Source organism: Rothia amarae, assembly GCF_042677725.1.
Classification (GTDB): domain Bacteria; phylum Actinomycetota; class Actinomycetes; order Actinomycetales; family Micrococcaceae; genus Rothia; species Rothia amarae.
The window spans coordinates 363,122-387,387 of the sequence record NZ_JBHUCN010000013.1; the positions used below are offsets into that span (position 1 = coordinate 363,122).

26 protein-coding genes and 1 tRNA gene are annotated in these 24,266 nt (G+C 50.3%); 21 read left to right on the forward strand and 6 right to left on the reverse strand.

The genetic code is table 11. The features are described from left to right. Positions 1-35 precede the first annotated feature (35 nt). The 14 genes from ACFR81_RS08475 (at position 36) to nrdF (ending at position 11,306) form a co-directional block, all read left to right on the forward strand. Positions 36-1,118, forward strand: coding sequence for a hypothetical protein (locus ACFR81_RS08475; protein WP_343874978.1), 1,083 nt, complete (start codon positions 36-38; stop codon positions 1,116-1,118). Positions 1,119-1,172: 54 nt separating this feature from the next. Beyond that, a complete protein-coding gene (rsfS, locus tag ACFR81_RS08480) occupies positions 1,173-1,619 on the forward strand; it encodes a ribosome silencing factor (RefSeq protein ID WP_068169378.1) in 447 nt (148 codons plus the stop codon). A 71-nt stretch (positions 1,620-1,690) separates the two neighbouring features. Continuing rightward, positions 1,691-1,763 (forward strand) — tRNA-Ala (locus ACFR81_RS08485). Positions 1,764-1,811: 48 nt separating this feature from the next. Further along, complete coding sequence (locus tag ACFR81_RS08490) at positions 1,812-1,997, forward strand: hypothetical protein (protein ID WP_343874973.1); 186 nt, start codon at positions 1,812-1,814, stop codon at positions 1,995-1,997. Between the two features lie 210 nt (positions 1,998-2,207). After that, positions 2,208-2,651, forward strand: a complete 444-nt coding sequence (locus tag ACFR81_RS08495; RefSeq protein WP_343874971.1) for a hypothetical protein — start codon at positions 2,208-2,210, stop codon at positions 2,649-2,651. Between the two features lie 74 nt (positions 2,652-2,725). Beyond that, positions 2,726-3,004 (forward strand): DsbA family protein, encoded by a 279-nt coding sequence (locus ACFR81_RS08500; protein WP_343874968.1) that lies wholly within the window; start codon positions 2,726-2,728, stop codon positions 3,002-3,004. A gap of 245 nt (positions 3,005-3,249) precedes the next feature. Continuing rightward, a complete protein-coding gene (locus ACFR81_RS08505; RefSeq protein ID WP_343875549.1) occupies positions 3,250-4,338 on the forward strand; it encodes a 2,3-butanediol dehydrogenase in 1,089 nt (362 codons plus the stop codon). A gap of 143 nt (positions 4,339-4,481) precedes the next feature. Next, the gene (locus ACFR81_RS08510; RefSeq protein ID WP_343874965.1) at positions 4,482-4,919 is read left to right on the forward strand and encodes a hypothetical protein; all 438 of its coding nucleotides are present in this window, start codon (positions 4,482-4,484) and stop codon (positions 4,917-4,919) included. 99 nt (positions 4,920-5,018) lie between these two features. Continuing rightward, positions 5,019-6,140 (forward strand): App1 family protein, encoded by a 1,122-nt coding sequence (locus tag ACFR81_RS08515; RefSeq protein ID WP_068170775.1) that lies wholly within the window; start codon positions 5,019-5,021, stop codon positions 6,138-6,140. Between the two features lie 547 nt (positions 6,141-6,687). Continuing rightward, complete coding sequence (nrdH, locus tag ACFR81_RS08520; RefSeq protein WP_068168292.1) at positions 6,688-6,912, forward strand: glutaredoxin-like protein NrdH; 225 nt, start codon at positions 6,688-6,690, stop codon at positions 6,910-6,912. 111 nt (positions 6,913-7,023) lie between these two features. After that, positions 7,024-7,494 (forward strand): class Ib ribonucleoside-diphosphate reductase assembly flavoprotein NrdI, encoded by a 471-nt coding sequence (gene nrdI / locus ACFR81_RS08525; protein ID WP_068168295.1) that lies wholly within the window; start codon positions 7,024-7,026, stop codon positions 7,492-7,494. A 44-nt stretch (positions 7,495-7,538) separates the two neighbouring features. Continuing rightward, positions 7,539-9,638, forward strand: coding sequence for a class 1b ribonucleoside-diphosphate reductase subunit alpha (gene nrdE / locus ACFR81_RS08530; RefSeq protein WP_343875546.1), 2,100 nt, complete (start codon positions 7,539-7,541; stop codon positions 9,636-9,638). Between the two features lie 121 nt (positions 9,639-9,759). After that, on the forward strand, positions 9,760-10,230 hold the full coding sequence (locus ACFR81_RS08535; protein WP_068168297.1) for a MarR family winged helix-turn-helix transcriptional regulator: 471 nt from the start codon (positions 9,760-9,762) through the stop codon (positions 10,228-10,230). A 101-nt stretch (positions 10,231-10,331) separates the two neighbouring features. Beyond that, the gene (gene nrdF, locus ACFR81_RS08540; protein ID WP_068168300.1) at positions 10,332-11,306 is read left to right on the forward strand and encodes a class 1b ribonucleoside-diphosphate reductase subunit beta; all 975 of its coding nucleotides are present in this window, start codon (positions 10,332-10,334) and stop codon (positions 11,304-11,306) included. Positions 11,307-11,373: 67 nt separating this feature from the next. Here nrdF and ACFR81_RS08545 read toward each other — a convergent pair whose 3' ends face one another. Next, positions 11,374-11,847, reverse strand: coding sequence for a P-loop NTPase family protein (locus ACFR81_RS08545; RefSeq protein WP_343874953.1), 474 nt, complete (start codon positions 11,845-11,847; stop codon positions 11,374-11,376). A gap of 60 nt (positions 11,848-11,907) precedes the next feature. Here ACFR81_RS08545 and ACFR81_RS08550 point away from each other — a divergent pair, with 60 nt between their 5' ends. The 3 genes from ACFR81_RS08550 to ACFR81_RS08560 are packed head-to-tail and all read left to right on the forward strand — an operon-like array spanning position 11,908 to position 14,395. Beyond that, positions 11,908-12,756 carry a GNAT family N-acetyltransferase gene (locus ACFR81_RS08550; protein ID WP_343874951.1) on the forward strand — a complete coding sequence of 283 codons (849 nt, stop codon included), beginning with the start codon at positions 11,908-11,910 and terminating at the stop codon, positions 12,754-12,756. Between the two features lie 38 nt (positions 12,757-12,794). Continuing rightward, entirely contained in the window at positions 12,795-13,481 is a 687-nt protein-coding gene (locus ACFR81_RS08555) for a lipoyl protein ligase domain-containing protein (RefSeq protein WP_343874949.1), read from the forward strand. Beyond that, the gene (locus tag ACFR81_RS08560; protein WP_343874947.1) at positions 13,481-14,395 is read left to right on the forward strand and encodes an SOS response-associated peptidase; all 915 of its coding nucleotides are present in this window, start codon (positions 13,481-13,483) and stop codon (positions 14,393-14,395) included. The genes ACFR81_RS08555 and ACFR81_RS08560 overlap by 1 nt, the downstream gene beginning before the upstream one ends. Before the next feature lie 83 nt (positions 14,396-14,478). On the opposite strand, the gene ACFR81_RS08565 is transcribed toward ACFR81_RS08560, so the two are convergent. Then, positions 14,479-14,991, reverse strand: a complete 513-nt coding sequence (locus ACFR81_RS08565; protein ID WP_233125930.1) for a GNAT family N-acetyltransferase — start codon at positions 14,989-14,991, stop codon at positions 14,479-14,481. Positions 14,992-15,170: 179 nt separating this feature from the next. Between ACFR81_RS08565 and ACFR81_RS08570 the strand changes: the two genes are divergently transcribed. After that, a complete protein-coding gene (locus ACFR81_RS08570) occupies positions 15,171-16,019 on the forward strand; it encodes a fumarylacetoacetate hydrolase family protein (protein ID WP_343874944.1) in 849 nt (282 codons plus the stop codon). Between the two features lie 15 nt (positions 16,020-16,034). On the opposite strand, the gene ACFR81_RS08575 is transcribed toward ACFR81_RS08570, so the two are convergent. Beyond that, positions 16,035-17,081 carry a hypothetical protein gene (locus tag ACFR81_RS08575; protein WP_343874942.1) on the reverse strand — a complete coding sequence of 349 codons (1,047 nt, stop codon included), beginning with the start codon at positions 17,079-17,081 and terminating at the stop codon, positions 16,035-16,037. After that, positions 17,081-17,809: a DUF6318 family protein gene (locus ACFR81_RS08580; protein ID WP_343874940.1), complete on the reverse strand. Its 729-nt coding sequence runs from the start codon at positions 17,807-17,809 to the stop codon at positions 17,081-17,083. The genes ACFR81_RS08575 and ACFR81_RS08580 overlap by 1 nt, the downstream gene beginning before the upstream one ends. Before the next feature lie 308 nt (positions 17,810-18,117). Between ACFR81_RS08580 and thrS the strand changes: the two genes are divergently transcribed. Together thrS and ACFR81_RS08590 are read left to right on the forward strand one after the other, a co-directional pair. Then, complete coding sequence (gene thrS / locus ACFR81_RS08585) at positions 18,118-20,130, forward strand: threonine--tRNA ligase (RefSeq protein WP_343874937.1); 2,013 nt, start codon at positions 18,118-18,120, stop codon at positions 20,128-20,130. A 251-nt stretch (positions 20,131-20,381) separates the two neighbouring features. Next, positions 20,382-21,617 (forward strand): hypothetical protein, encoded by a 1,236-nt coding sequence (locus ACFR81_RS08590; RefSeq protein ID WP_343874934.1) that lies wholly within the window; start codon positions 20,382-20,384, stop codon positions 21,615-21,617. Positions 21,618-21,972: 355 nt separating this feature from the next. Here ACFR81_RS08590 and ACFR81_RS08595 read toward each other — a convergent pair whose 3' ends face one another. Then, positions 21,973-22,374: a nitronate monooxygenase gene (locus tag ACFR81_RS08595; protein WP_343874931.1), complete on the reverse strand. Its 402-nt coding sequence runs from the start codon at positions 22,372-22,374 to the stop codon at positions 21,973-21,975. Between the two features lie 88 nt (positions 22,375-22,462). On the opposite strand from ACFR81_RS08595, the gene ACFR81_RS08600 reads away from it, so the two are divergent. Continuing rightward, positions 22,463-23,011, forward strand: coding sequence for an HIT family protein (locus tag ACFR81_RS08600; protein ID WP_343874928.1), 549 nt, complete (start codon positions 22,463-22,465; stop codon positions 23,009-23,011). 2 nt (positions 23,012-23,013) lie between these two features. Here the strand turns inward: ACFR81_RS08600 and ACFR81_RS08605 are convergent, their stop codons facing one another. Beyond that, entirely contained in the window at positions 23,014-24,030 is a 1,017-nt protein-coding gene (locus ACFR81_RS08605; protein WP_343874925.1) for a hypothetical protein, read from the reverse strand. Positions 24,031-24,266 lie beyond the last annotated feature (236 nt).

Genomic DNA, 24,266 nt, shown 5'->3' on the forward strand with positions numbered 1-24,266 from the left:
TAGAGCAGACTCAGTTCTTCTGAAGCGAGGAAATTTTGACTGAAAATAAAGACGAGGCAGTAGGAAACGACGCCGAGAATAACAGTTACCTTTTTGACCCGTTCATCACCGCGGACGGTCTAGAGGTACCCCCTCCGACTCGTCCGATGGGTCCGCGTCGTCTTGCTCGATATAGAGACGACGTTGCCTCCTACCTGCGCGCCAAAAGAGACGGCAGGCCTCTGCCCGAGGAGCCCGTAGCTTTTATGCCGAACTCCGCTGAGGAACAAGGAGTCACCGAAGAAACCCTGGAAGTACAGCGCAAATTTGCTGCACTCTCCGCTATGGGGGACATTAAAGGTCCCGATGCCGCTAATGACATTACTGTCGGCGGTAAGGATCAGCGTGAAGACACCGCAGTAGTGGACGCCACGCCGGTACCACAGATGAACGAAACAACTTCATCACCCCTTGATCTGGCCGCCGTCGATCACGATGCGACAACCGACATCACCTATGACGGCGACGTCATCGTAGATGAAGACGAAGATACAACGGACGAGTACGGTGCGCTCGCCGGTGAAGAATCAGCAACTGTCTCTGAGCAAGATTTCTCTGAAAATCAGGCAGAGGCATCTGGGCGGGCACCTGCTGATCACGCTACAGAGCACATCGAAGTTCGCTTGCCTCTACCCGTCCCGGCGCTCAAAGCACAGGGACTGGATTTGAGCACCTTGGATAGATCGGACGATCACGAAGTCGAGGCATGGGAACCCCTTCACCCGAATAACTCATCTGAGGCACCTAAACAGGATTCGGCGATGGATTCCGCTTCCTCAGATATGTCCGTTCATTCTGTTGATGAGTCTGCTCCGCACTTGACACCGTGGATCACTTCAGAGCAGCCCGTCGTCTCTCAAGAAGAGTCTGCGGATGAGACTCAGACTACTGAAGATACTTCCGACCCTGAAGAAGTACCCGCTGCAGATGAGGCACCTTCACGGGATGTGCTGGCTACCCCTGATGATTCAACGGCGCCCGTAGAGGAAAATCGGAAATCTTCTGCAAAAACAGGTTTGCTGTTATTCCTGTTCATGCTTGTGGTCTTGATCGCTGTGGCCCTTTTCTTTGTACTGTAAGATTGATATTTTCTCCTTTACCGACTGCGGTAAATCGAGTGTCGAAAGGACACCATGACTGCATCAGCCGAATCTATTAAGGCTCTAAAAATTGCTGCTCAGGCAGCCGAAGAAATGCAGGGAACTAATTTGTTCGCTGTTGATACCTCAGAAGCTATGGGGCTTATCGATGGCTTCTTGGTCGTCTCCGCTCATAACGAGCGCTTGGTCAATGCGATTGTGGACGAAGTTGAAGACAAACTCCGTGAAGAGATGAGCTGGAAACCCGCCCGCCGTGAAGGACGTGCCGGCGGTCGTTGGGTACTGCTGGACTTCGAGGATATCGTTGTACACGTTCAGCATGAAGAAGACCGTGCATTCTATGCGTTGGATCGCCTGTGGTCGGAAGCACCCCGTATTGAACTGGGTGTGGAAGGCGAAACTGAATTTACCGAAAAGGTAGACCAGGAAGCTGACCAGCGCATAATCACTGCTGAAGACGAAGTAAAAATCGAAGACTAATTCTTCAAGTTGCACAGGTGGAGCACACTTGTGTACACTGGTTGAGTGCTCACGGGCATTCAACTAAATACGGGGATATGGCGCAGCTGGTAGCGCACTTGCATGGCATGCAAGGGGTCAGGGGTTCGAGTCCCCTTATCTCCACACTGACAAGACCCGAATCTTTCCATCATTGATGGTGAGGTTCGGGTCTTGTGGTATTTCCTCGCATATGAAGGCTTGCATAGCGGTCTGCGACATCATCTGGGCAGGGCGCAAGAAACCAGTGGCGCATCTGTAGATAGAGAGCAGGTTGCTCGTTCCACTCGTGAGTCTTGCAACGACGTGCGCGAGGAAGAGACAGAGGAAACTGCTGAAAACCTCACCGGCAGGTTCTGAACCCGCCCAACTTAATCTTCGATGCGGCTGAGGTACTAGAGAGTAAAGAACGATGATCTGATTGTTGCTTTTTGCGTCGGGCGTTTCTGCAGGTCATATCCCTCTTCAAAAAATGCGTTTTATGTGCGCCAGTGAGTCCCTAGGATGGATGAGAAGTCCCCCCAACTTCCTCCCAAGAATTAAACCCCCCGAAAGAAGTCAGATTCTCCTATGACCCCCGAAGAATTTCAGAATCATCTGCTAGAGCAGAACATCCATCAAAAGCTCAATAAATCGCCCCAGTACGCGGCTCGAAAACTTACTCAGCTGCTTTTAGAGGGTCGTCCTCTCACCATCGAGCGCACTGAAGTGGCTTACACACTGTGTGAGGGTGATGCGATTGGTGCCATGATGTTCGGTCCACAAAAAGTCTGCTTGTATTTACTCCGCCGAGATCTAGTTTTTTGCTTGATGGATTACCGAGAAATCGTCTCGACGCAGATTAAGATGACGTTTTGGAGCCGTCATAGATATCTTGAAGTGATGTTGAGCGATGGGCGGACCTTACAGATTCCTTCCTTGTACATGCAGGGAACGATTGAACCGGTGCAATATGAACTCAACCGGCGCATGATGGGCGCGAAAGCATTTAGAAAAGTTCCTGCTTTCTTCTAGAAAACAACAGGGAGTATGCTGGGTAACTCTACAGTTATTCAGAGGTAAATATATTTTTGAAGAAAGTATTACCCATGAAAATCGAGATGTGGCCGGACATCATTTGCCCTTTCTGTACCATCGGGAAACGGCATCTAGAACTTGCCCTCGAACAGTTTGAGCATGCCGAGGACGCCGCCATCATCTGGCGCTCCTTCGAGCTAGATCCCAACGCACCTGATGAAGTCGAAGGAAATGTAGCAGAAGGCGTCGCACAGAAATACGGCATTTCATTGGAACAGTCCATCGAGAGCCAAAAAGATGTAGCTCGCCGCGCACAAGCACCGGAGATGATTCTCGGTGCGCTGCGTTAAGTATGGGTAGAACTACAGCCGCAACAGACACCACAATTTATCGCCCTAGACGGCACTGAGAACGCATCTACTTGCGGATCCGTCGGCTGCTAACACCACCCAGAGATTAGGCCTCAATAACCTAAACTTCACACTCGGTTATCTCCGCTCCAAACCTACCGGCAGACATTACAGCTGAGTATCGTAAAGAGTGGGAGGGAAAATTACACCTCCCACTCCAAACCTCTTGAACTCAGGTGAAAATGATGAAGGCAGCACGTTTTTACGATCGCGGAGATATCCGAATCGAAGATATCCCTGAACCCACCCCAGACACCGGAGAAGTACTCATCAAAGTAGCCTGGTGCGGAATCTGCGGAACAGACCTCCACGAATACCTAGATGGCCCCATCTTCTGCCCCACCCATGACACACCGCACCCTATTTCCGGTGAAACCGCCCCAGTGACCATGGGGCACGAATTTTCAGGAGTCATCGAAGCACTAGGTGGGGGAATAGATGACCTAGAAGTCGGCGACCACGTTGTCGTCGAACCCTACATCATTGACGACAGCATCGATACCGGCGAAACCTCAAAGACCTATCATCTCTCTCCACACATGAACTTCATAGGTTTAGCAGGACGCGGCGGGGGACTCTCCGAAAAAGTCGCCGTCAAACGACGCTGGGTCCACAAAATCTCACCCACCATCCCCCTCGATCAAGCAGCTCTCATCGAACCCCTCAGCGTGGGATACCACGCAGTAGAACGAGCAGGAGACATCCGCCCCGGTGACGTCGCCCTCGTAGGCGGCGCCGGCCCCATCGGACTACTCACCGCCGCAGTCCTCAAAGCCAAAGGCGCCACCGTCGTCATCTCTGAGCTTTCAACTCTACGACGACAAAAAGCCCAAGAAACCGGGGTAGCAGATTACGCATACTCCCCACAAGAAACCGACATCGTAGAAGAAATTTCAAAGCTCACCGACGGACGGGGAGCTGACATCGCCTTCGAATGCACCTCCGTCAACGCAGTACTCGACACACTCTTTGACGCCATCAAACCTACCGGCGTCATCGTCGTCGTCTCCATCTGGGGCAAACCAGCACAACTCGACATGCAAAAACTAGTCCTCAAAGAAGTCGACCTCCGCGGCACCATCGCCTACGTCAACAGCCACCCCCAAACCATCAAACTCGTAGAATCCGGAAAAATCGACCTCGCCCCCTTCATCACCGGAAAAATCATGGTCGATGAGCTCATAGACAAAGGCTTCGACACCCTCATCCACCGCAACGAATCAGCAGTAAAAATCCTTGCCACCACAGACCCCGCCCTACTCCACCGCCCATAACACCCCACACAACAAACTGAGGGAGTCTCACCCCAACCGAGACTCCCTCACCCCACCCTAAAAAACAAAAACTTTAACCACTAACTACACCAAACCCATGTAATAGATTTATGAAATCCCTGGGAACAAGCTATATTTTTGGTATGGGTAATAAAAAAGTTTTGGCTACACTAGCAATCGGAGCCACCGTTGTGCTCAGCGGCTGCGCACAAACCATCGTCCCAGGACTGGGACTCGAAAAAGCATCAGGTTTTGAAGACAACCGAGACTCACTGGTCATCGAAGCGGCGGTAAAAGACGCCAAAACCGGTGAACTCAAGCCCGGTAACATCACCGTAACCCAAGACCAAATGGACTTCGACGGCAACCGCAAAGACTTCGACCCCGAAGAATCCTACTTCAAAGTCGTCACCGACGAAGGCGAATCAGTCTCCGGCCACCTCATCCGAGTCGTCGTCCAAGCAAACGACCCCGAAGCAGAAGTACTCTGCGCCATCAAAGACATCACCAAAGAAGAACCAACTCACGCCACAGAATCCGAAGGCGAAGGCTCAGCAACCTGCCAAATCGACGTCAGCTAACCCTGAAACACCACCAAGACAGCGGATTTTTTCACACCCGAAAAAATCCGCTTTCTTTATGCGCTCCACCAACCCAAAACATATGGAAAACTAGAGGACATGAGTACCACAACGACCAACACAGCAACCGTTGAAATCGAAAAACACCACACCCAACCCACCAACCTGCTCTACCGCATCTCCGATCACCTGCACCAGGCTCGCGAAAACCGCGCTCGCCATCATGAAGAAGAGCCGGTGATTGTACCCTCGGTGGGTTACGGTTCTGCCAAAGACGGCTGGGTACGAGTCATTGCCCGTGCACTGTATAAGACAGAGCTTTTCGAAAAAGTCTTTAACTCACTGGATAGTTACCAGACCTCACACGAAACAATTCGTGGATGGCGTTCATTCACCGCCATCGCTATATCCTATGCACCCATCACCATTACAGTGGACGGACAACAGTTTAAAGTAAACACGGACCGCGGCGGCGTCCTGGACGTCAAGATTGCAATTGACCTAGAACCCGGTATTCATGAGGTACTGCTACACACCCCAGGAAGCACCATTGCCCGAACGACCGTATACATCGTTCCCCCCGAACAAAAGATCGGCGTAGTTTCAGATATCGACGACACCGTAATGGTAACCGCCCTCCCACGCCCAGTTCTAGCAGCGTGGAACTCCTTTGTACTCAACGAACACGCACGTACACCCACCCCCGGAATGTCCGTGCTGATGGACCGCATCCACCGTGAATACCCCGACGCCCCCTTCATGTACCTCTCCACAGGAGCATGGAACATCGCCCCAACCCTTCACCGCTTCCTAACCCGCAACGCCTACCCTAAAGGCACCTTCCTCCTCACCGATTGGGGCCCGACCACAGACCGCTGGTTCCGTTCAGGATCCGCCCATAAAGTAAACTCTTTGCGCCGACTAGCAGAAGAATTCCCCGAGATGCAGTGGATCCTCATCGGCGACGACGGACAGCGAGACCCTGACGTCTACAGTGGCTTTGCCGTACGCTACCCCCAAAACGTCGCAGCCATCCTCATTCGCAACCTGACGCTGGGAGAAAGCGTCCTCGCATCGGGCCGAGTATGGAGCGATAACCAGTCCAAAGAAATCTCCCGCGGACGACTGTGGCTAGAAGCAAACGACGGTGCCAGCTTTATCAAGAAACTCAAAGGTCTTGGTTTGCTCAAGAGCACCAAGGGCAAACACAACAAGTACTAACCCAAAATAGTACGAATGGCGGTTCACGAATCTCAAGCCGATTCGAGAACCGCCAAAACTCTTTAAGTACCCAAAATATTCCCCGTGTGCAACCCCTGAAGCCGACACCCCCGAAAAAAAATTAAGGCAAAAATTTTGACTCAACAGGGGAGCGGTTTCAAGTTAAATGCCTGGTTGAAGCGAATTCCGCGAGAACACGCGGCAGTGTTCCAAACACTACCCAGAAAGGGCCCACAGATGTGAGCAAGAGCCCCACCAAGCGATAGCCCAAGCAACAATGTGGATAACCCAACCAGAAACCCGCAAACAAGCCTGAGTAGCTGTGGATTAAAAAATATTCCCACAATTTATAGTCAGAAACCACACTATATTGGGGTATGTATTTCCAGCTAACACTAGATATAGTATTAACCGTTATGAGGAGCCCCTAGAGAATCCCCTATAAAAACCGGCCACAACCCGGTTCCAAACGCTCATTCTCGTTCCTCTCCCCACCATTCACCGCAGATATCGGACGCCCCACAACGCGCCCTCAAGGAGCTAAACAATGTCAGTTACGGTCTATACCAAACCCGCATGCGTTCAATGCAACATGACCTACCGCGCACTGGATAAAAACGGCATTGATTACACCACCGTTGATGTAACCGAAGACGCCGCAGCGCTCGCTCGCATTAAGGAGCTCGGCTACATGCAGGCGCCGGTAGTTATCGCTGGAGATGAACACTGGTCAGGTTTCCAGCCCGACCGCATCAACGCTTTGGCATCCTAGCTCCACCCGCTGCCGTGTCATCGTCGTCCTTGAAGGATTAAGAAAGAGCACGGTAGCTTAGCTAGCCGCTCACGAGGCAGCACCCGTGTTTCTTCCCAGGAGATGACGAACATGGAATCCCAAGTACTTCAGGCGCAGCCAGAAAATGAACAAACTGGCGAACCCTGCATCGTGTACTTTTCATCGGTTTCAGAAAACACCCACAAGTTCATAGTAAAAACAGGTATAGACAGTATCCGTTTGCCCCTCAAAACCTCCGGTGAAACACCGTTGGTTCACCACCCCTATGTGCTCTGCGTACCCAGTTACGGTAGACCTGGGGGAGCCGGATCCGTACCTCCTCAAGCAGTAAAATTTCTCAACCAGCCCGGCAACCGGAAACTCCTCCGAGGAGTTATCGGCGCCGGTAATACAAATTTTGGATCGCTCTTTTGCATTGCAGCTGACAAAATAGCCGCAAAGTGCGACGTCCCGGTGCTCTACAAGTTCGAACTCATGGGCACCACCGAAGATGTAGAAAACGTACAAGAAGGATTGAAAGCATTTTGGAGAAGCAACTCTCTGTACCCCGCCACACTATAGAACCCGGCCACGACGATCCCTCAACCCCCGAAAAATTTCGCGGTATGGGTTACCACGAGCTCAATGCTCTATTGAACCTCTACGATGAGCAAGGCAATATTCAATTCGACGCCGACCGTCAGGCAGCACGCCAGTACTTCTTGCAGCACATCAACAACAACACCGTTTTCTTCCACGATCTCGAAGAAAAACTGGAATACCTCGTACAGCACCAGTACTACGAGCAGGAAGTCTTTGATCAGTACAGCCTGGACTTTGTCAAAGAACTTTCTAAGTTCGCATATTCTTTCAAATTTCGTTTTCCCACCTTTCTCGGAGCTTTCAAGTTCTACACTTCCTACGCGCTGAAGACCTTCGATGGCCAGCGCTACCTCGAACGCTTCGAAGACCGCGTGGTCATGGTTGCGCTACTTCTTGCAGAAGGCAATGAAGAGCTCGCCAAGGAAATCGTAAAAGAAGTTATTTCTGGACGATTCCAGCCAGCAACCCCCACCTTCCTCAACGCTGGTAAAAAGCAACGTGGTGAACTTGTCTCCTGCTTCCTGCTCCGCATCGAAGACAATATGGAGTCCATCGGTCGCTCCATTAACTCGGCATTGCAGCTTTCCAAGCGTGGTGGCGGTGTGGCTTTCGCGCTGACCAACCTGCGTGAAGCTGGAGCTCCCATTAAGAAAATTGAAAACCAGTCTTCGGGCGTTATTCCTGTGATGAAGCTTTTGGAAGACTCCTTCTCTTACGCTAACCAGCTCGGTGCCCGCCAGGGTGCAGGTGCCGTATATCTGCATGCGCACCACCCCGATATCTACTCCTTCTTGGATACCAAGCGCGAAAATGCTGATGAGAAGATTCGCATTAAGACTCTTTCTCTTGGCGTCGTGATTCCCGATATCACTTTCGAGCTGGCAAAGCGTAACGAGGACATGTACCTCTTCTCGCCCTACGATGTCGAACGAATCTACGGTGTGCCTTTCTCAGACATTAATGTCTCTGAAAAGTACTACGAAATGGTAGACGACGCGCGCATCAAGAAGACCAAGATTAATGCTCGCGAATTCTTCACCACTCTGGCTGAAATTCAGTTCGAATCCGGTTATCCCTATGTCATGTTTGAAGACACCGTGAACAAGGCGAACCCCATCGAGGGCAAGGTTATTATGTCTAACCTGTGTTCTGAGATTCTCCAGGTGTCAGAGCCTTCGAAGTACCACCCTGATTTGGGTTATGAGACCATCGGTAAGGATATTTCGTGCAACTTGGGCTCGCTGAATATCGCACTGACCATGGACGGCGGCGATATTGGAAAGACTGTGAATGCGGCTATTCGTTCGTTGACTTCGGTATCTGATCAGTCCGATATCCGCTCGGTACCCTCTATCGAGCGCGGTAACAGCATGTCCCATGCGGTCGGTTTGGGCCAGATGAACCTCCACGGCTTTTTGGCGCGTGAACTTATCTACTACGGTTCCGAAGAAGCATTGGATTTCACCAATATTTATTTCTACACGGTGACTTACCATGCGATTCAGGCTTCGATGGAGATTGCTCGCGAACGCGGGGAGACCTTTGCAGGGTTTGAGAATTCAGATTATGCAAATGGAGCCTACTTTACTAAGTACATTGAAAAGGAATGGAAGCCTGAGACTGCTCGCACCGCTGAGCTCTTTGAGGAGCACCATATTCCGACTCAAGAAGACTGGAAGAAGCTGGCAGCGGATGTCGCTGAACATGGTATGTACAACCAGAACCTGCAGGCTGTGCCCCCCACCGGTTCTATTTCTTACATCAATGGTTCAACCTCGTCGATTCACCCCATCGCGTCGAAGATTGAAATTCGTAAAGAAGGCAAACTGGGGCGCGTGTACTACCCGGCACCGTTTATGAACAATGAGAACCTGGATTACTACCAGGATGCCTACGAGATCGGGTACGAAAAGATTATTGATACCTATGCTGTGGCAACCCAGCACGTTGATCAGGGTCTGTCTTTGACTCTGTTCTTCAAGGACACTGCGACTACTCGTGACGTGAATAAAGCGCAGATTTACGCATGGCGCAAGGGTATTAAGACCATTTACTACTCGCGTATTCGCCAGTTGGCGCTAGAGGGTACTGAAGTTGAAGGTTGCGTATCCTGCATGCTGTAGGTTTATGCTAAATGTCCCGTCTGCTGTGTTGAGCAGGCGGGACTTTTCTTTAGCGTAAATGATTACTAGCAGTATTATGTATATAACTGATAAGTTAAACTGATTATTTTTGGATGGCGCTATGAGAAAATTTTTAGAAGATGACGCGCGCAACCTCCATTACGTGGTGTTCAGAATGCATCGACGTCTGCGCAACGAATCCCTGCACGAATCCCCGCTAACTGTTTCAGAAGAAACGGTGCTCTTGGCTCTGTCTGCACAGCCGAATCAGACGGGGGCAGAGCTGGCGCGATTTCAACGTATTACTCCACAGTCAACACATATGCTGGTTAAGAACCTAACTCGAAGGGGTTATATTTCTTCTCACAAGAGCAGCCTCGATCGACGTCGCAAAGAGCTAGTTCTCACCGAACTGGGGGAGCGGCTCATCTCTGCCATTGAGCTCAAAAGACTCAAATGGATTCAAGAGAAAGTCGATGCTGAGCTAACCGCGGAGGAAGCTAACACTGTGCTTAAAGCGTTACCTCTGCTACGTCGCCTGGTTGATAGACCCCTCGAAAGTGCGGAGAAGAAACTTCTCCGCGAGCACTAGAGAATATTCTCACTTTCAATTTCAAGAGCTGTCTCGCACTGGTCGAACGTGCGAGAATAGATAAAACCGATTATCACTTTTTCAAGGAGTTTCCCGCTGTTATGAGCGAAAAAGTCGAACTAGTTCACCACGTCGAAGCCATCAACTGGAACCGCATTGAGGATGAAAAAGACCTCGAGGTGTGGGATCGTTTGACCTCGAACTTCTGGCTGCCCGAGAAAGTGCCGCTGTCCAACGACGTCCAGTCGTGGAAGACTCTGACTGATGAAGAAAAGCAGCTCACCATGCGCGTCTTCACTGGTTTGACCCTGCTGGATACCATCCAGGGTACTGTGGGTGCGGTTTCGTTACTGCCCGATGCTGTTACGGCTCATGAAGAAGCGGTTTACACCAACATTGCGTTTATGGAGTCGGTGCACGCGAAGTCTTATTCTTCGATTTTCTCCACCCTGTGCTCGACCAAGGAAATCGACGAGGTTTTCCGCTGGTCCACCGAGAACGAGCATCTGCAGAAAAAGGCTAACATCGTCATGGATTACTACCAGGGTGATGATCCGCTCAAGAAAAAGGTAGCTTCAACTCTGCTGGAATCTTTCTTGTTCTACTCTGGCTTCTATCTGCCGATGTACTGGTCTTCACACGCCAAGCTGACTAACACTGCTGATTTGATTCGCTTGATTATTCGCGATGAAGCTGTACACGGCTACTACATCGGTTACAAATATCAGCGTGCTTTGGAGAAGGAAAGCCCTGAGCGCCAGCAGGAACTGAAGGACTACACCTTCGACTTACTGTACGAGCTATACGAAAACGAAGTTCAGTACACCCACTCGCTGTACGACGGCGTGGGATTGTCTGAAGATGTGAAGAAATTCTTGCACTACAACGCCAACAAGGCGCTGATGAACCTGGGGTATGAAGCGATGTTCCCTGCATCGGTAACCAACGTGTCACCTGCCATTCTTTCAGCGCTTTCCCCGAATGCCGATGAGAACCACGACTTCTTCTCCGGTTCAGGTTCTTCCTACGTGATGGGTAAAGCTGTCAATACTGAAGACGAGGACTGGGACTTCTAAGCTCCTCATTCTTTAAAAGATGCCGCCGCAATCGTAAAATTGCGGCGGCATCTTTTCATATCTCCGATTAATTTTTTCGAATTGTAGTTTTGTGGAGATATTGCCGAGCAATATCAAGGTATTGCTGACGACGCGCGGGCCGGCATCCGTCCCAGAGTACCCAGCGGATGAATTCGAAGGTGAACTTTTCGGGGCATCCGTCTGACATCTCGGGTCTGGGGGTGCCGAGATGCTGAGCAGTTCTGCGCAAAACTCGGAAAAGTCGAATCCAGCGATTGGTCATCAGAATATAAATTTGGTCGGCTTCATCCATCCGGCGTTCAAAGTGTAGATAGGAATAGGAACCTTCAATGACCCAATCTTGATGGGTATCCATGAACTCGCCGAGAAGAGCGCGCTCTTCCTGGGGATCTCGTTCGACCCAGCCGGGTAAGAAATGTAGAGAATCGAGATGAACCACAGGAAACTGATGCTCAGCACCGAGCTGTTGAGCTAATGTTGATTTCCCGCTACCAGAGAATCCAAGAATTGCGATTTTCATGAATGTTAGCCTACTCTGGCGAGAGATGAACGGACAAAACATGAGTGAAAGTTGGCGAGGATGGGGCGAATCGAATCCTATGCTGCGATAAAAACAATTGTGCAGCAGCAGCTTGAAGCAGATCACTGCTTGGCAGCGGGAGATTTAGCTAAAGCTCAAGCTGACAACGAGCTTCTTGTTAGTGCGCCTCGCCAAGAAATTGCGGACATGGAACCCCACCGCCGTCGGTTTGAAGATCATTTCGAGTTGCGTCTTTCCAACTATCGTGGGACGACGTTACTTTGTGCTGAGCACGAGCGAGTTCGGCAAGAAATCAATCAGCTTTTGGCGGGTGACGGCGGTCAGTGGATGGGAGATTATGCGAAGCTTCGCAAGATAAACGACTTCTTGACTCCTTATGCATTGCAGAATACGGGAACCGCGCTGTATTTTACGCCCTCTCGACAGCTCGTGGAGTTCCCTCTTGACCTCCATGTACCCCAGAATTATGAGGTTAGGGAGCTCACACCCGAGCAATGGCAGATTTTCGCAGATGATGCACGATTCTCAAATGCCTTAGGATTCAACGACCTACGCCCTGATACCGCTGTTTTGGTTGCTCTGTTCCAGGGAGAAACAGTGGGAATGGTAGGTGCCAGCGAGGACTCTGACCTTATGTGGCAAATTGGTATTGACGTTGTACCTGAACACAGGCATAGCGGAGTGGGAACCCTGCTTGTTCAAAAATTGGCACGAATATCCCTGGACCGTGGATTCGTTCCGTTCTACGGAACTTCGCCCTCACATATTGTTTCGCAGAATCTTGCTCTTCGGGCGGGATTTGAACCGGCATGGTGGGAGTTTGTGTCCAGTTCATTGTTGGACGTTCCTGTAGGGTCTCAACCTTCCAAGGTTCAGTACACCAACTAATGGGTATGCTCCTAATTAATCTTTGAGATAATCAATGCATGCAGATTATCCGAGATACTAACCCGCCCGGTTCGCACCTTTATTCTTTTGCCGAATCGGTTGATTTTCTGCGTGCTGTGGGGCGAGGGGGGCAGCCCTCAACCTTGCGAATGTATCAACCTGCCCCCAACGTCGCTTTTGGACGACGCGATGAACTTAACACTCGATTTTCGACGGCACAGCAAGCGTGTAAAGATTATGGTTTCGTACCTCAGGTGAGACCCGTGGGTGGGCATGCGGCGGCATATCACAGCGGATGCCTGATTATCGATCATTTTCAGGCAGATGCGGACGCCGTCAGCGGGAACATGAAACGGTTCACCGAATTCGGGCAAATGTTTACCGATTCGCTAAGAACTCTGGATGTACAAGCTCAGATGGGTGAGATCGAGGGGGAGTACTGCCCCGGTGAGCACTCGGTTCATATTCTCCTCCCCGACGGAACACCTACAAAGATTATCGGCACTGCCCAGCGTGTGGTGGCGGGGGCTTGGTGGTTTAGTACCGGCATCGTTGTAACGAATAGTGAGCCTCTACGGGATGTCACCACCGCCGTCTATCGGAATCTTGGGCTACCGCTCAAACCATCTACCGTTGGAGCACTGACCGACGCCAACCCCCTGATTGCTATCGAGGACGTCGAAGACGCAGTCCTTGAATCACTCAACCAGCGAGGATACTGCTAATGTGCGGACGCTACGTACTTGAATTCGACCATGACCTTTATGTGGGCGGTCGCAAAGTGGGAACTGATATTTACAATTTCAACGTTGCCCCTACCACTACAGTGCCCATCTTGATTGACCGCATCAATCCAGAGAGCATAGACCAAGAATCAGGAACCATAGATTCTGGCTCAGACACCTCAAACATCAACCGCGAAATACATGCTGCCCGATGGGGGCTCCTTCCCAGTTGGGCTAAGGATGCTAGTTTCTCTTCACGAGCTTTCAACGCACGAAGCGAAACTGTATTCGAAAAACCTACCTTTCGAAATGCAGCGGTTAACGGTCACTGCGCCATACCGGTTACCGGTTACTATGAGTGGAAAACTCAAGAGACCGCCGCAGGTAAAAAGCAGAAGAGCCCCTATTTCATTCACCGCAACGATGGCAAGCCCATTTACTTTGCCGGACTCTATGAATGGTGGAAAATTACCAAAGCGGAATCAGAGAACCCCCGCTCACCCTATACTGGTCAAGAGGGGCAGTGGCTGCTGAGTTGCTCTATTATCACCATGGACTCACCCGATGAATTCGCGATTGCTGAGCTCTCTGCGGAAGGCCTTGATGATGCTCCAGTCTTGCAGCTAAGCCAGCTTCACGACAGACTTCCTGTGCCCCTGCATTTCGATGGTTCAGAGAACGACGCGCTCATGCAGTGGCTTCGGAGCGGAAGGATAGCAGGGGAAATAAACGTACCCCCTGCTGGAATGCTCACGGTGAGCGCTCGTGAATCCTTGCACGACATTATGACGAATGCCTATCGGCAGACAACCCAATGGACCATGCATCCGGTGAGCAATGCCGTCGGGAATGTGCGCAACAACGGCCCCGAATTGATTGAACCGGTCGAAGATTTGCTGAGTGGGATGCTCTAGGGCTTGACCGCTCATCTGGGTAGAAGGAACCCCGGATATCCAGAAGATAACCGGGGTTCTGAGACTCTATGGCTCGTCGGGTTTTAGTAAAGATCCTCATCAGCTGGCTGCCAACGATGAAAATCCAAGGTCAGGTATAGGGCAAGTGCTGGTGCGTTAGTCTCAGGTATACGAACGGTCACTTCTTCGAAGCCGTTGTTCTTCATCGACGTCATTGCTTCACGAATAAGTTTTTCAGCAATACCCTGACGCCGACGAGACGCCGCAGTAACCAACTCAAAAATGGTGGGGACATCCGAGGGCTCGACGTCATCCTTACGGTTCTTCAGGCACAGCGCGGCGGCAATAACGCGTCCATTTTCATCAACCACTACAGGGGAAGCCTCGGCAAAAAAGTCGCCCTTCTCACCGGCGAAAACAGCTTCTAGCTCTTTTTGTGCATCAGCTTGTGTGGGGTAGAGGCGGCTCTCGTAGGAGGTAAAGAGCAGACGAGCCAACGCTTCACAATCGGTGGATTCTGCAGAGCGGGTGCTCAGCGCCGAATCGGGCGTGAACGTATCAGTGTGAGAAACGAGAGTAATCATGCGTTCCATCATTGCCTCCTGAGTTTCTAGTTAGGGTGGTGAAATATCTTAAGAGTAACTGCATTTCAGCCATAGCCAACAAATATTTCGGAAAATTCTTGGTAGCCAAACGATAAATATTTACCTCATCAAGATACTCTGACTAGGGTTAAAGCTCTATTTCAACGTGTTTAAGAAGCGAGGGAAGAAATATGAAGTGGGCGCAAATCAGACCGGAGCATGGGACTAATACGGCTGTCTGCCTGCTGGATGAGCGCGTCTTTGCATTTAACCGCACGCTCGATGCCATGGTGGCGGAGGGGGAGCTAAATGTGATTCACAGCCTTGGTGATGTTGAGAACGCAGGCGGAGAGGAGTTGCACGCTGATTGGAACGAGCTTCCTTTCACACGACTGTTGACCCGGCCCGGCAAAATTCTCTGTGTGGGACTGAATTTTACCGACCACGCAGAAGAAGTGGGTGCACCTCTTCCTGAATATCCCACCATTTTCACCAAGTACTCCAACGCGCTCATAGGGCCCGGAGAGGATATTCAATTACCTGCTGAATCCAACAAAATCGACTGGGAAGTAGAGCTCTGCGCAGTAATCGGCGCATCCACTCGACGGGTTAGCCCGGAGGACGCTCGCGCATCCATCCTGGGTTATACGATACTCAACGATATTTCGGTGCGCGACTGGCAAGGTAGAACCAGCGAGTGGTTTCAGGGGAAAAACTGGGATAGAAGCACACCGTTTGGGCCAGCTATCGTCACGGCAGGCTCGTTAGATCCCGCTGAGGGGCTTTCCATGCAGTGCAGCGTAGACGGTGTGCTCAGGCAAAACGGCACTACTGCCAACATGATTTTCAGTGCCGAAGAAGTCATATCCTATATCTCTACTTTTATGACGCTTGAACCCGGTGATCTGGTCGCTCTCGGCACACCGGCAGGAGTGGGGCTTTCGCTACGTCCCAGGCAGTGGCTGTCAGATGGACAAACGGTGACGTGCACTATCGAAGGGATTGGCACTCTCGCCAACACATGTAGGGCAGAGAGCTAAACTCTTTGGAGCGAACTACTTCTTGGATGTAGGGCAACCGTACGCCGATGGGTTTTTAACACACGAATCTTCAACGTTTCCCGAAGTTACCCGCCAAATCTGCACCGTCTGCGGTGCCGACGTCCTATCCGACGTACCTGCAATCACCTGCCACGGACCGCCCGGCACACGAAATTCACCGCGGAACGTGGTGGTGACTGTATAGGTGTAATCGCCAGGAGTTGAATATTGGTGGCTGGTTGGTGTCTTCACATCCCACTGCTCGGCTACGGAATGGCCGGGATTGGTCGTAGTCACCACGGTGCCGTCGCCGTAGTTGAAAGTATATGAGACAGGAATCGCTTTGATTTCTACTTGTTCGCCCATCACGTTTTGGGTGAAAGTCTGCTCACCCGACTGCGCGAAAATGTTGGTGTTGTAGTTCTTCAACGAGTGCGGTGCGTTATCCATGGTCAAAGACGCCGGTTTGATGGGCTGGTTCTCAAAATCTTCGGCAGAAACCGAAATCACGATAGGTTCTACTTCGATTTTCTCACCCGTTACCTCATCGACTACCACCACGGGTTCACCTGCCGGGGCATTTGCGGGTATACACGCGAGGTTGCCTACCGCGTCCGTTTCAAATGAACCCGTACCCTCGGTTTCGCCCACCGGCAGAGGAATCGCGGTCATCCGACCGGCAGCGCCTTTGCCGCTGTTCGTCATGCACCCCTGACCGGCGAGGGTTCCACCCCGACGCCCAGAACCATTCGACTGAGCATCATCGGAAGCGATGCGCGGGACGGTGGAGTCGGAGGTGTTGCGGCCAGGTTGTAATTTAATTGCATCTAGCGCTTTGCTCAGGGTAGTTCCTGTAAACGTGGTTTTAAGCGAGGTTGAAGACGACTGCCGGAAACTCTTAGCATAATTTCCTCGACTAGCTGCTTCACCCGAACCGGAAACACTGATTCCATCCCCACCGATGGATGCAGAAGTAGGGTCAGAGTCAGCTACTGCATAAGAGTAAGAGCTACACAAAAGTAGTGCAGAGATTCCAACCCCACGTAGAAATGCAGTTTTCACTAACTACCAACTACTTTTTGATCGATTACATACCAATTTCCGGAGTCTGAATATTGCACTTTTAGTTCATAGCCAGTCTTATTATCTTCAGATAATTTAAGAGATTCGTAATATGGTTCATCACCACTGTTATCTACAATCAATGCATCTGTGGTGTCATAATTCATTGGAACCGCATAGTAGCCATCACCTAAAGAAACGATTGATGGGGTGCCTATGGCAGGTTTGACTAAACCGCCAGCAACCCAACCATCCTTTTCATAAAGCTGATCCCATGTTGCGAAGTTATCAACGTAAGTTTTGAATGAACCTGCTGTGTATTTTCGAATCTCGGTGGTATCTCCGGTCTGAACTGCGTAATTGCGCAAGTCATTCCAGTAGTAAATGAACTTCTCCATCGCCTCTGGCGTCTCAACGTCCATACCCTCTGGTTTTACGGGCTTAGGAACATTCTGCGCGGGGCCGTGCTCGTCGGCAGGCTTATATTCACCGTTCGTTGCATCTGCTGAAGATTTCTCCGAGCTTGAAGCGGTTGCAGATTGGTCAGGCTGTGCAGAAGAATTCTGGGACGAAGAAGAACTCGAGCTGGCGGAAGTTGAACTGGAAGATGCCGTTGTATTTGCATCAGACGACTCGCCATTTGAGCCACACCCCACGAAGAGGAGAGACGCGAGCAGCGCCGTGCTCGTCGTCGTCAGAAATTTAGAGGTGGGGAGTGAACGAGACATCGAAATGCCTTTCAAGTAGAGCCAAACAGTATGTGTAGTTGCTCCACAGACTAGCCAATAACAAGCAAACCGAGAATCGAACAAAATCACCGATTCAGGGCTACTAGGCAATATAACGGAATGTGAAGCGCCTCTCACACAAATGGGTACAGGAAAAACTTCAAAAACTTTTGCACCTGTGGATAACTCAAACGAAGACAACACCTTGAGCCTGCAGATAAACTAAGAAAGATTCGTACCCTCGTACCGTGCGAATAAACCGACAGCGTGCCCTTCGTACGGGTGCGCACCACTACAAAAGGAGACAGATGTCTGTCGAAAATATTTCCGTAAGCGTATCCGGCGAAAACAAGAACGTTGAAGCTGGCACCACTGCAGCGGACCTTTTTGCGGAAGACCGCGAAATCGTCGTCGCTCGAGTAAACGACGTGCTGGTGGATCTATCCCACACCCTTGCGGACGGCGATACCGTAGTTCCGGTATCTATCCATGAAGAAGACGGACTCAACGTGTTGCGCCACTCGGCTGCTCACGTGATGGCGCAGGCTGTGCAGGAATACCGCAAAGACTCCAAGCTCGGCATCGGTCCTTACATCACTGACGGTTTCTACTTTGACTTCGACGTCGAAGAACCCTTCACCCCCGAGGATCTCAAAAAACTTGAGAAGTCCATGATGAAAATTATCAAGTCGGGTCAGAAATTCCAGCGCCGCGTAGTCTCCCATGAAGAAGCTGTAGCTGAGATGGCAGATGAGCCTTACAAGCTAGAACTTCTCAACCTGCAGCAGGGCCCGGGTTCTGGCGCTGAAGCCGCAGAAGGTGCGTCGCAGGAAGTCGGCGGCGGCGAAATCACCATCTATGACAACGTGAACCCCAAGACCGGCGAAATTATCTGGAAAGATCTTTGCCGCGGTCCTCACCTACCTAGCACCAAAATGATTGCAAACGGCTACGCTCTGATGCGTGCCGGCGGTGCATACTGGCGCGGTTCGGAAAAGAACCCCATGCTGCAGCGCATTTACGGTACCGCTTGGCCCACCAAGGATGAATTGGTTGCCTACAAGGAGCGCATTGCTGAGGCAGAGCGTCGCGACCATCGTCGTCTGGGCGAAGAGCTCGATTTGTTCTCGTTCCCCAAGACCATTGGTCCCGGTCTTCCCGTCATTCACCCCAAGGGTGGCGTTATTCTGCGCGAAATGGAAGATTATGTGCGCGCACGCCACATCGAAGAAGGCTTTGAATATGTGAAGACCCCGCATATCTCCAAAGAAGACCTGTTCTACACTTCAGGTCACTTACCCTACTATGCTGACGGCATGTTCCCGCCCATGGATCCCGATAACGGCGCTGCACTTTACCGTTTGAAGGCTATGAATTGCCCCATGCATAATGAGATTTTCCGTTCACGTGGTCGTTCATATCGTGAGTTGCCTTTGCGTTTGTTCGAATTCGGCACCGTTTATCGTGACGAAAAGTCGGGTGTTCTGCAGGGTTTGACCCGCGTTCGGATGATTACTCAGGACGATTCGCACAGCTATGTCACCAAAGAACAGGCGCCGGACGAGATTCGCCACCTGCTGAAGTTCATGCTGTCCCTTCTGGAAGATTTCGGTATGACCGACTTCTATCTAGAGCTTTCGACCCGTGATACCGAGGGCGACAAGAAAGATAAGTTCATTGGTACCGATGAGCAGTGGGACGAGGCCACTAAGGTACTTGAGGACGTCGCGAAATCGACCGGTCTTGAACTCGTGGCTGACCCCGGTGGAGCTGCGTTCTACGGTCCGAAGATCTCGGTTCAGGCGAAGGATGCGATTGGTCGTACCTGGCAGATGTCCACCGTGCAGTATGACTTCAACCAGCCCAAGCGTTTCGGTTTGGAGTACCAGGCATCAGATGGTTCCCGCCAAGAACCCGTGATGATTCACTCGGCTAAGTTCGGTTCGTTTGAACGATTCATGGGTGTACTGACCGAGCATTACGCTGGGGCGTTCCCCGCATGGTTGTCTCCGGTTCAGGTGATTGGTGTTCCCGTAGCTGAGGCGTTCAACGATTACATGGCTGAGGTTGCGCAGAAACTGCGTGCTGAGGGCATTCGCGTTGAGGTCGACTACGGTACTGACCGCTTCCCCAAGAAGATTCGTAATGCTTCGAAGGAGAAGGCACCCTTCATTCTCATTGCCGGGGGAGAGGACGCCGAAAACGGCGCCGTCTCATTCCGCTTCCGTGACGGCTCTCAGGAGAACGGCGTGAAGATTGACGACGCCGTCGCACGCATCGTGGAACACGTGCGTGGGCGTGTGAATAGCGATCCTAAATAAAATATAAATATCGAGTCATATTCAGAGGGAAACTATAATCACAGTGGAGAACGACGGCGGCAAGTTTCGATTTCGCCTGCTTCGCTAGCGTTTCGCAAAAGACAACTCATACTAGACGCAGCTAGATTGCCGCCATCGTTCTCTGCTATCAAAAGCGCCCCTAATGAATAATACCCAATTGCGCTACTCTTGAGTTGCTATAAATTTTTCGAATAACCTCCGTTGTAATTTAAAATATATTAAGGAAATTTATGTCTATTCAAAAATACGAAACTGCTACCGATGAGATTCTCTCTCAGAATGTAAAAGGAATCCAGCCTAAATCTGTCGAATTTATGCTCAATCAGATTCGCCCAGAATGGAAATCAAAAAATCTGATTCAGCGCGTAAACCGTTTGATTCCAGTGGATCCGAGTAGCGCATGCCAAAGATTATTAAACGCTTCGATTGCTGACTTAAAATCAAAAATATTATATGCAGGTATCGACATTGCAAAGCAAGCGGCGGAAACACATAAGTTACCGCCGGTGCAGAGTGAAGATGATATTCAAGAAAATTATTCTACATTTAGTATAATTGATCTTTCTTATCGAATGGGAATTTTAGAGAGGAAAGATTGGAGAAAACTGCACAGAGCTTACGAAATTCGAAGGGACTTAGAGCATGAAGATATAGAATATGAGGCGGATATAGCGGATGTTTATAGTATTTTTTCTGTTTGTATAGAATCAATTCTTTCTAAGGATCCAGTTGTTGCAATTAAAATTGGTGAAATTTCTACACTCATTGAATCGCCTGATTCAATCCTCGCTTCAAATCAGGAGCTGGAAGATTTTAAGAGCGCCCCACAACAAAGACAATATGAAATCTTGTTGATGTTGCTATCAAAAGCGATTAATAAAGATCTACCTGAAATTACTAGAGAAAATGCAAATAACGTACTTAAGCAGTTTTCACCTCATGTTTCATCCTCAGTACTGATGAAGTTGGGAAAGTATTTGCAAGATAAAATAGAAAAGTTGCCACGACCTCACAAATTAAATGAATTTCAGATTCGAATTGCTGTAAGTGCAAATATTTTACCTTATTTAAAAAGAAGTTTAGTTCATGAATTCTATGAAGAATATTTAAATAAATTAACCACTTGTGGATATCGATGGAATAAAAATGAGGCTTTAGCGAAACTTCTGAGAAATATAGATGAAATAGGTCTATTCAAGTATATGTCTGAAGATTTGAGGTACCCCTTTTTGAAATGGATGTGTCTTTGCTACATAGGGGAACCTGGGGGCTATGGCGCAGGAAAGTCCCGAGATGTTTTTTATAGTAATATCGCTGCTCCAATCATTATTAAACTATTTGAGGAGATCCCGGAATGGGGAGAAGCCTATATCGATGTGCTAGAGGATGACGAAGAAATAAAATCTGCAATAACCAAAAATAAAGCAATTAGAAGAAGGTTTGATCAATTGATTGATACTATTTAATCAGATATATATTATTAGAGGTGATTGAATTCGAAGTGGATGTAATGTTGAGTGATATATTTTCTTTGCTAGTTTAACTCCCGTCAGGATGTGAACTTTTACGCAGGGAGTAGGCGGGATAAACTCTGTATCTAATTTCTAATACCTCTATCGAAAGATTATCCAATCTATTTCTTTTTTGATTTGAATTTGCTAAAATTACTCGGGTAAGGGCTTCGTTCGATGAGGTTTCTTTTGGATTAATAATGCCAGACCCAGTCCACAAATTAAGCATAGGTTTATCACCTGTTTTCTTCGCGTTATCCCAAAGCGGGACAGCTAGATAATGCGGATGTGGTAAGTCGCCAGAGCGATATCAATCAAAAGTAAAAGTGACCGCTGGAACCGGGTTCTCCACGAGCCAATCAACATTTGCCTGTAAGTAGTCCGGGATATCCAATTCATAATTGAGCAAATCTAAGCCGAACTTTTCACCGACAGGAGCAAGCGCCCGACGATAATCCAGAAGAAGAGTCTCAGCTTCTTCGGAATTTTCATCAGGTTCTGTAGGAGAGAAGAGATCTACGCCGAATGGCTTATCGGTGAGTTTAAGAACAGCTAGAACATCCGCCTCAATCTGTTTAGGTGAATAATATCCAGCTGCCAGCATGCCCAATCCGCCCGCATTAGATACTGCGGCAACTAGCTCTGGCGTGGTTGGTCCACCAGCCATGGGGGCTCCGACTATAGGGGTGGTGAGATCGTCATAACTAAACATCTATATCCTCAGCTTGGAATCGAACGATTCAATTTCCACTCTACTGAGTCTTATTTCACTCTTTAACCAAGCCACGTAGAATATTTCTATGGAAACTCCCGATTACACCACCGATGATTTCGAACTCCCCGGCGTCCCCGATGCCTTTCAGCGACTCTGGACGCCGCATCGTCGTGCTTACACCAGCGGCGGGCAAAAGGACTACGACGAAAACAGCTGCCCCTTCTGCACCGCGTCTTCACACTCAGATGAGGAATCGCTCATCGTTTACCGTGGGGAACACGCCTTCGCTTTGCTGAACCTGTATCCCTACAACCCTGGCCACCTATTGGTAGTCCCATACCGCCATATTCCTAACTATGACGACGCAACCGTTGAAGAAGCCAACGAAATCGCTGCCATTACGCAGACCGCGATGGGAGTTCTCCGCACAACAAGCCGGGCGGCAGGGTTCAACATCGGTATGAATCAGGGAAAAATTGGGGGAGCGGGCATCGCCGACCACCTACACCAGCACATTGTGCCGAGATGGTCAGGCGATACGAACTTCCTCCCGATCGTGGCAGGCACCAAAACAGTGACTCAAACGCTCAGCGAGATTCGCGTTTTGTTAGCAGATGGGTGGCCTACCGAATAGGTTTAGAATAGCGAACTCTGCACATCTGGTTGTGCTGAAACATCCCAGTGGGGGAGCATAACGCGGTTCGTCAGATCCGCAAGATTGAGCAGGAACTTCACCTCGGGGTCACCAAAATGCGCAACCAGGAACTTGCCGGTTGCTCCCACCACGTAGAAACCATTTGCCGCATTCCACAGAGACGGGTACGCGGGGAGTGATTGCGCTGATTCGTCAAGAATCGACTCGTAAGCCGGTTCCATCGCAGGGGAGGGAACCCAGGGTTCGTCAATCATTTGTTCTTCGTCGATGACGGCGTCAAAGGCATCCAGCGATGCTTCCATCAGCGCCCAGTTCGCCAGCGAGACAGCTTTCTTGTGCTCTGCTTGAATGTCGGCTATCGAACGCGGGTTAGTCCACGCCTTGTACTTAGTGGAAACCAGTTTGCCCTGAACGAGTCCTGCCTCCTTGGACACCAAATCTTCCCATACGCGCACCTGCGCGCCGTCTTTGGCGTGAGCCACGTAGGTTGCCAGCGCAACGGCTTGTTCATCTAGACGGCGTGGCTTGGAAAAGAGCGAAGACGTACCCACCTTCGACGTGCCGTCGGGGAAAGTTGCAATATAGAGCCAGTGTTCCAAATCTGCATATGCCTGCGCTGCTGGTGCCAACCGTGCGCCGCGGTGGATGCCGTGCATAGCTGAGAACTCATCGCGAGCCTCACACCGGGCACACTGTTTGCCTTTTTCGATGAGCGCATGTTCGGGGCAAGACACGGTCTCGAAACCCGTTTCCTCCTCCATTGCGCGAGCATAACCTGAGCAATATTTTGAGGTAGGAAGCCCCTCTGCCTCCAGCGCTTCGGCGCGGGTGTCAATGCCGATGAAGGCACCCGGCTCCAAACGAGTGCGCTTCAATTTACCCAGTGGAACACCATCAACAACCGGTTCAATGACGGCGGTGGGCACGCGGTCGACCCATTTGAGGTCGCGGAAGATGATGGGGTGCTGGTGATTCTCGGGATAAAGCAGGTTAGACATGATGATTAGCTTATCGGAGTAGAAGAAGACGTGCATAAAGACCTCGTTTTCTTTCCAAGCGGGCGTAGAGCGCGCAGGGATGGGGAGGTGACTGGAAGCTGACAGCGTGCCTGTCGTTGAATACGACTCGCGAGTTTTGCGAGCGAAGCGAGCAATGTTTGAGCTGGAGCATTGTGACGACAGGCGCGCAGCTATCCCATAGCGTGCCTCTTGTCCCACGTCGTCTTTTAACCCGC

Excerpts from the sequence above, each read along its gene's own strand:
- rsfS (WP_068169378.1), top strand. The coding sequence starts at position 1,173 with ATGACTGCATCAGCCGAATCTATTAAGGCTCTAAAAATTGCTGCTCAG.
- ACFR81_RS08495 (WP_343874971.1), top strand. The coding sequence starts at position 2,208 with ATGACCCCCGAAGAATTTCAGAATCATCTGCTAGAGCAGAACATCCAT.
- ACFR81_RS08500 (WP_343874968.1), top strand. The coding sequence starts at position 2,726 with ATGAAAATCGAGATGTGGCCGGACATCATTTGCCCTTTCTGTACCATC.
- ACFR81_RS08505 (WP_343875549.1), top strand. The coding sequence starts at position 3,250 with ATGAAGGCAGCACGTTTTTACGATCGCGGAGATATCCGAATCGAAGAT.
- ACFR81_RS08510 (WP_343874965.1), top strand. The coding sequence starts at position 4,482 with ATGGGTAATAAAAAAGTTTTGGCTACACTAGCAATCGGAGCCACCGTT.
- ACFR81_RS08515 (WP_068170775.1), top strand. The coding sequence starts at position 5,019 with ATGAGTACCACAACGACCAACACAGCAACCGTTGAAATCGAAAAACAC.
- nrdH (WP_068168292.1), top strand. The coding sequence starts at position 6,688 with ATGTCAGTTACGGTCTATACCAAACCCGCATGCGTTCAATGCAACATG.
- nrdI (WP_068168295.1), top strand. The coding sequence starts at position 7,024 with ATGGAATCCCAAGTACTTCAGGCGCAGCCAGAAAATGAACAAACTGGC.
- nrdE (WP_343875546.1), top strand. The coding sequence starts at position 7,539 with ATGGGTTACCACGAGCTCAATGCTCTATTGAACCTCTACGATGAGCAA.
- ACFR81_RS08535 (WP_068168297.1), top strand. The coding sequence starts at position 9,760 with ATGAGAAAATTTTTAGAAGATGACGCGCGCAACCTCCATTACGTGGTG.
- nrdF (WP_068168300.1), top strand. The coding sequence starts at position 10,332 with ATGAGCGAAAAAGTCGAACTAGTTCACCACGTCGAAGCCATCAACTGG.
- ACFR81_RS08545 (WP_343874953.1), bottom strand. The coding sequence starts at position 11,847 with ATGAAAATCGCAATTCTTGGATTCTCTGGTAGCGGGAAATCAACATTA.
- ACFR81_RS08550 (WP_343874951.1), top strand. The coding sequence starts at position 11,908 with ATGGGGCGAATCGAATCCTATGCTGCGATAAAAACAATTGTGCAGCAG.
- ACFR81_RS08555 (WP_343874949.1), top strand. The coding sequence starts at position 12,795 with ATGCAGATTATCCGAGATACTAACCCGCCCGGTTCGCACCTTTATTCT.
- ACFR81_RS08560 (WP_343874947.1), top strand. The coding sequence starts at position 13,481 with ATGTGCGGACGCTACGTACTTGAATTCGACCATGACCTTTATGTGGGC.
- ACFR81_RS08565 (WP_233125930.1), bottom strand. The coding sequence starts at position 14,991 with ATGATGGAACGCATGATTACTCTCGTTTCTCACACTGATACGTTCACG.
- ACFR81_RS08570 (WP_343874944.1), top strand. The coding sequence starts at position 15,171 with ATGAAGTGGGCGCAAATCAGACCGGAGCATGGGACTAATACGGCTGTC.
- ACFR81_RS08580 (WP_343874940.1), bottom strand. The coding sequence starts at position 17,809 with ATGTCTCGTTCACTCCCCACCTCTAAATTTCTGACGACGACGAGCACG.
- thrS (WP_343874937.1), top strand. The coding sequence starts at position 18,118 with ATGTCTGTCGAAAATATTTCCGTAAGCGTATCCGGCGAAAACAAGAAC.
- ACFR81_RS08590 (WP_343874934.1), top strand. The coding sequence starts at position 20,382 with ATGTCTATTCAAAAATACGAAACTGCTACCGATGAGATTCTCTCTCAG.
- ACFR81_RS08595 (WP_343874931.1), bottom strand. The coding sequence starts at position 22,374 with ATGTTTAGTTATGACGATCTCACCACCCCTATAGTCGGAGCCCCCATG.
- ACFR81_RS08600 (WP_343874928.1), top strand. The coding sequence starts at position 22,463 with ATGGAAACTCCCGATTACACCACCGATGATTTCGAACTCCCCGGCGTC.
- ACFR81_RS08605 (WP_343874925.1), bottom strand. The coding sequence starts at position 24,030 with ATGTCTAACCTGCTTTATCCCGAGAATCACCAGCACCCCATCATCTTC.